Source organism: Streptomyces sp. NPDC002787, assembly GCF_053592095.1.
The window spans coordinates 243,336-249,366 of record NZ_JBSFVC010000016.1; the positions used below are offsets into that span (position 1 = coordinate 243,336).

5 protein-coding genes are annotated in these 6,031 nt (G+C 70.5%); 3 read left to right on the forward strand and 2 right to left on the reverse strand.

Going from position 1 to position 6,031, the window contains the following annotated elements; genetic code table 11:
* Positions 1 to 10: 10 nt before the first annotated feature.
* Both eat and ACWD26_RS23805 read right to left on the reverse strand, forming a co-directional pair.
* A complete protein-coding gene (gene eat / locus ACWD26_RS23800; RefSeq protein ID WP_451273163.1) occupies positions 11 to 1,450 on the reverse strand; it encodes an ethanolamine permease in 1,440 nt (479 codons plus the stop codon).
* Between the two features lie 124 nt (positions 1,451 to 1,574).
* Positions 1,575 to 2,321 (reverse strand): FadR/GntR family transcriptional regulator, encoded by a 747-nt coding sequence (locus ACWD26_RS23805; protein WP_451273165.1) that lies wholly within the window; start codon positions 2,319 to 2,321, stop codon positions 1,575 to 1,577.
* An 85-nt stretch (positions 2,322 to 2,406) separates the two neighbouring features.
* Here ACWD26_RS23805 and ACWD26_RS23810 point away from each other — a divergent pair, with 85 nt between their 5' ends.
* Genes ACWD26_RS23810 through ACWD26_RS23820 form a run of 3 tightly spaced genes read left to right on the forward strand, consistent with a single transcriptional unit; the run spans position 2,407 to position 5,935 of the window.
* Complete coding sequence (locus tag ACWD26_RS23810; protein WP_451273167.1) at positions 2,407 to 3,765, forward strand: glutamine synthetase family protein; 1,359 nt, start codon at positions 2,407 to 2,409, stop codon at positions 3,763 to 3,765.
* Positions 3,766 to 3,773: 8 nt separating this feature from the next.
* Positions 3,774 to 5,147 (forward strand): aldehyde dehydrogenase family protein, encoded by a 1,374-nt coding sequence (locus ACWD26_RS23815; RefSeq protein ID WP_451273169.1) that lies wholly within the window; start codon positions 3,774 to 3,776, stop codon positions 5,145 to 5,147.
* On the forward strand, positions 5,144 to 5,935 hold the full coding sequence (locus tag ACWD26_RS23820) for a 3-oxoacyl-ACP reductase (protein ID WP_451273171.1): 792 nt from the start codon (positions 5,144 to 5,146) through the stop codon (positions 5,933 to 5,935). The genes ACWD26_RS23815 and ACWD26_RS23820 overlap by 4 nt, the downstream gene beginning before the upstream one ends.
* Positions 5,936 to 6,031: the final 96 nt, after the last annotated feature.

Consider the following 6,031-nt stretch of genomic DNA (forward strand, 5'->3'; position numbering starts at 1 on the left):
ACGGTTCGATTCAGTCCCGTGCCAACTCTGCCTCGGCGGCGGCCAGCGCGGCGAATTCCTCCTCCGGCGCCTTCGCCACCAGGCGCTTACGGCTGTAGAGCCCGAAGTACGCCGCCGCGACCGCGTACACACCGAGCGCGATGAACGCCGCCGTCACATCCACCAGGAACGTCGCCACCAGCGCCGAGCACGAGAGGACGAGGGCGACCGAGGAGGTCAGCACGCCGCCCGGCGTGCGGTAGGGCCGCTCGAGCCCCGGCTCCCGGCGGCGCAGCACGATGTGCGACAGGGACATCAGCGCATAGCTGATGGTGGCGCCGAAGACGGCGATGTTCAGCATCCTGCCGCCGTCCCCGGTGGCGGCGGCCAGCGCGAAGCCGATCGTGCCCGGCACCAGCAGTCCCAGGTACGGAGCCTTTCGGCCGCTGGTGAGGGACAGGACCCGGGGGAGGTAGCCGGCCCGGGACAGCGCGAAGAGCTGGCGCGATCCCGCGTAGATCAGCGAGAAGAACGAGGCCACGAGGCCGGCCAGACCGGCGTAGTTCACGAAACGGCTGAGCGCCGTGGCCTTGCCGTCCGGCTGGAGCGCCTCCACCAGCGGGTTGCCGGCCGCCTGGATGGCGTTCGAGCCGCGCGCCCCGGCCGCCGCGAAGAAGGTGATCACCGCCAGCACCACCAGGACGCCCATCGACCAGCGGATGGCCTTCGGCAGCGTCCGGGCCGGGTCCCTGGTCTCCTCGGCGGCCAGCGGCACGCCCTCGACGCCCAGGAAGAACCACATGCCGAACGGGAACGCCGCCCAGATGCCCAGCAGCCCCATGGGCAGCCAGGAACTCGCACCGAACGCGGTCGTGTCGACCGGGATGTCGTCGAGGGCGGCCACACTGAAGTCGGGCAGCGCGCCCAGGGCGAACACGATCAGGGCGAAGACCGCGATGCCGGTGACGACGAAGCTGGCGATCAGCGCCTCACCGACACCCCAGAGATGGATGCCGATGAAGAACGCGAAGCAGAACAGGTAGACCGGCCAGCTCGACGTCAGGCCGAACAGGCCCAGCGACTCGACGTAGTCACCGATGAAGATCACGATCGCGGCGGGGGCGAGCACGTACTCGATCAGGATCGCCGTGCCGGTGAGAAAGCCGCCCCACGGGCCGAGCGCCCGGCGTGCGAAGCCGTAGCCACCGCCCGCCGTGGGCAGGATCGCGGACAGCTCGGCGAGGGCGAAGACCATACAGGCGTACATGGTGCCCATGAGCACCGTGGCGATCGCGAGACCGCCGAAGCCGCCCTCCGCCAGCCCGAGGTTCCACCCGGAGAAGTCGCCGGAGACGACGTAGGCGACGCCGAGGCCGGTCAGCAGCACCCAGCCGGCGCTGCCCCGGCGGAGCGTTCGGCGCTCCAGGTAGTCGTCCGCCGCGTCGGCGGTGTCCGTGCTCTTCAGGGACATGGCGCACTCTCCCCACTCAAAGGAATGGATCCATACCTTTGTGGGAGGGGTGGCCCAAAAGCAATACCCGTGCGTTACGCGGCCGTAAATACATGCGGTCCGTGCCTGTTCGTCAGGTCCGTCCTCACCCCAGGAAGCCGCGCAGCAGGGCCGCCGTGCCCGCGCAGTGCTCGCGCATGATCTCCCGCGCCGCCTCGGCGTCCTCCTCCAGGACGGCGTCCACCAGGGCCGTGTGCTGCTGCTGGGAGTGCTCCAGGTTGCGCACCAGCAGCGGGATGCAGTCCAGCAGGTCGTTGACCCCCGCGCGTACGGCCGCGTACTGGGCGGCGAGCGAGGGGGAGCCGGACAGCTCGGCGACGGTGAGGTGCAGCAGGGTGTCCAGGCGGCGGTACTCCGTGAGCGGCGCGTTGTGCGTGCGGGCCAGCGCCGTACGCAGCCGGTCGGCCCCTTCGCTGGTCAGACCGTGCGCCGCGCACAGTCCGGCCGCACCCACCTCCAGCACCTCGCGGAAGCGCAGGGTGTCCTCGACGTCGATGTCCTTCAGGCGCCGGCGCAGCTCGTCCTCGCCCGGGGTGTCGACGCGCGGCAGCACGAACGTGCCGCCGTAGCGCCCGCGTCGCGCCTCGATCAGGCCCTGGTCCTGCAGCACCTTCAGCACCTCGCGCAGCGTCACCCGGCTGATCCCGAGCCGCTCGGCCAGCTCGCGCTCCGCCGGCAGCCGCTCGCCGCCCGGCACCAGGCCGAGCCGGACGACCTGCAGGATCTGCTCCAGGGCCTCCTCGAAGCCATTGCCCGCCCGCACCGGCCGCAGCACGGAAGCCAGCCGGTCGTCGGCCCACGGCGCCCCCTGCTCCGGACCTGTCCGCGACATGTGACCGTTCCCCCTTCCCAACTAATGGTTACGGGTAATACCTTATGGCTCCCGGATGGCCGAAGAAGCCCTAGGAGGCTTTCCCGTGGCAGACCGCACACCCCCGCTCTCCGTCGAGGAACTGCATGCCCTCGTCGCGGGCGGTGAGATCGACACTGTCGTCCTGGCCTTCCCCGACATGCAAGGGCGCCTCCAGGGCAAGCGGTTCGCCGCGCGCTTCTTCCTCGACGAGGTGCTCGCCCACGGCACGGAGGGCTGCAACTACCTTCTCGCCGTCGACACCGAGATGAACACCGTCGACGGGTACGCGATGTCCTCCTGGGACCGGGGCTACGGCGACTTCGCCATGCACCCCGACCTGAGCACCCTGCGCCGGGTGCCCTGGAACGAGGGCACGGCCATGCTCATCGCCGACCTCGCCTGGAACGACGGCTCCCCGGTCGTCGCCGCGCCCCGCCAGATCCTGCGCCGCCAGCTGGAGCGCCTCGCCGAGCTGGGCTACACGGCCAACGTGGGCACCGAGCTGGAGTTCATCGTCTTCAAGGACACCTACGAGCAGGCCTGGGACGCCGGCTACAAGGGTCTGACCCCGGCGAACCAGTACAACATCGACTACTCGGTCCTCGGCACCGGCCGCATCGAGCCCCTCCTCAGAAGGATCCGCAACGAGATGGCGGCCGCCGGGCTGACCGTCGAGTCCGCCAAGGGCGAGTGCAACCCCGGCCAGCACGAGATCGCCTTCAAGTACGACGAGGCCCTGGTCACCTGCGACCAGCACGCGATCTACAAGACCGGCGCCAAGGAGATCGCCTCCCAGGAGGGCGTCTCGCTCACCTTCATGGCCAAGTACAACGAGCGCGAGGGCAACTCCTGCCACATCCACCTCTCGCTCGCGGACGCCGACGGCGTCAACGTCATGCCCGACGGCCACGAGATGTCCCAGGTCATGCGCCACTTCCTCGCCGGACAGCTCGCCGCGCTCCGCGACTTCTCGCTGCTCTACGCCCCCAACATCAACTCCTACAAGCGGTTCCAGCCGGGTTCCTTCGCGCCGACCGCCGTGGCCTGGGGCTACGACAACCGCACCTGCGCGCTGCGGGTCGTCGGCCACGGCCGCTCGATGCGCTTCGAGAACCGGCTCCCGGGCGGTGACGTCAACCCGCACCTCGCCGTCGCCGGGCTGGTCGCGGCCGGGCTGTACGGCATCGAGCAGAAGCTGGAACTGCCGGAGGTCTGCGCGGGCAACGCCTACGCCGCCGAGTACGCCCATGTGCCCACCACCCTCCGCGAGGCCGCCGAGCTCTGGGAGAACAGCCCCATCGCCAAGGCCGCCTTCGGCGACGAGGTGGTCGCGCACTACCTCAACATGGCCCGCGTCGAGCTGGCCGCCTTCGACGCCGCCGTGACCGACTGGGAGCTGCGCCGCTCCTTCGAACGCCTGTGAGGAACCCCTTGTCCCAGCACCACGAACTGGACATTCTCAACCCGGCGACGGAGGAGGTGATCGCCACCGTCGCGGGCACCGCCGAGCAGGACGTGGACGCGGCCGTGCGCCGGGCCGAGAAGGCACAGCGGGCCTGGGCCGCGGTCGCCCCCGCGGACCGGGCACGGCTGCTGCGCCGCTTCGCCTCCGTGGTCGACGAGCACATCGAGGAACTCGCCGGCCTCGAGGTCCGCGAGGCCGGACACACCATCGGCAACGCCCGCTGGGAGGCCGGCAACGTCCGCGACCTGCTCGACTACGCCGCCGGCGGTATCGAACGGCTCTCGGGCCGGCAGATCCCCGTGCCCGGCGGCCTGAACGTCACGATCCTCGAACCGCTCGGGGTCGTGGGCGTGATCGCGCCGTGGAACTTCCCCATGCCGATCGCCGCCTGGGGCACCGCACCCGCCCTCGCGGCGGGCAACGCCGTCGTCCTCAAACCCGCCGAGACGACCCCGCTCACCGCGCTGCGCCTCGCCGAACTCGCTCTGGAGGCAGGGCTCCCTGAGCACCTCTTCCAGGTCCTCCCCGGGCGCGGCGACATCACCGGCGAGGCCCTCGTACGGCACCCCGGCATCGCCAAGATCGTCTTCACCGGCTCCACCCGGGTCGGCAAGCGCGTCATGGAGCTCTGCGCCGACCAGGTCAAGCAGGTCACCCTCGAACTCGGCGGCAAGAGCCCCAACATCGTCTTCGCCGACGCCGACCTCAGGGCCGCCGTCGACCCCTTCTCCTTCCTCGACAACTCCGGCCAGGACTGCTGCGCCCGCACCCGCGTCCTGGTCCAGGAGTCGGTGTACGACGAGGTCCACGCCCTCCTCGCCGAGACACTGGCCGCCGTGGTCGTGGGCGACCCCGCCGACGAGAAGACCCAGATGGGCCCGCTGATCTCCCGTCAGCAACTGGACCGCGTAAGGGCGTTGGTGCCCGACGACGCGCCCGCGCTGCGCGGCAGCGCCCCCGAGGGGCCCGGCTTCTGGTTCCCGCCGACCGTGCTCACCGGGGAGCGGCCGGACTCCGCCGCAGCCTGCGAGGAGATCTTCGGCCCGGTGGCCGTCCTGCTGCCCTTCACCGACGAGGCGGACGCGATCCGGCTCGCCAACGACACCCCGTACGGCCTCTCCGGCTCCATCTGGACCCGGGACGTCGGCCGCGCCCTGCGGGTCTCCCAGGGCGTCCGCGCGGGCAACCTGTCCGTCAACTCCCACTCCAGCGTCCGCTACTGGACCCCCTTCGGCGGCTACAAGCAGTCCGGCATCGGCCGTGAACTCGGCCCGGACGCGCTCGCCGCCTTCACCGAAACCAAGAACGTCTTCATCAGCACGGAAGGCCCCGCACAGTGACCTCAACGCCCCCGGACAACATCTGCCGCCGCCTCGTCGGCCGGACCGCCGTCATCACCGGTGCCGGCAGCGGCATCGGCCTGGCCGCCGCGCGCCGGCTCGCCGCCGAGGGCGCGCACGTCGTCTGCGGCGACGTCGACGAGGCGCGCGGCAAGGCGGCCGCCGAGGAGGTCGACGGGATCTTCGTGAAGGTCGACGTCACCGACGCCGAGCAGGTCGAGGCGCTCTTCAAGACCGCGTACGACACCTACGGCAGCGTCGACATCGCCTTCAACAACGCGGGCATCTCGCCGCCCGACGACGACTCCATCCTGGAGACCGGCCTGGAGGCGTGGAAGCGGGTCCAGGAGGTCAACCTCACTTCCGTGTACCTGTGCTGCAAGGCCGCGATCCCCTACATGCGGCGCCAGGGCAAGGGCTCGATCATCAACACCGCGTCGTTCGTGGCCCGCATGGGCGCGGCGACCTCCCAGATCTCGTACACGGCCTCCAAGGGCGGTGTGCTCGCCATGTCCCGTGAACTGGGCGTGCAGTTCGCGCGGGAGGGCATCCGTGTGAACGCGCTCTGCCCGGGGCCGGTCAACACCCCGCTGCTGCAGGAACTGTTCGCCAAGGACCCGGAGCGGGCCGCGCGCCGCCTCGTGCACATCCCCGTGGGACGGTTCGCGGAGGCCACCGAGATCGCGGCCGCCGTCGCGTTCCTCGCCAGCGACGACTCGTCCTTCGTGAACGCCACCGACTTCCTGGTCGACGGTGGCATTTCGGGCGCCTACGTCACCCCGCTCTAGGTGTACTCGGCCGTCACGTTGGTGACACGTAGCCGTCGGTAGTTGATCATGGAGGGACCTCCGGGCGTAGTGGAGATAGCCGTCTTCACTCACCTC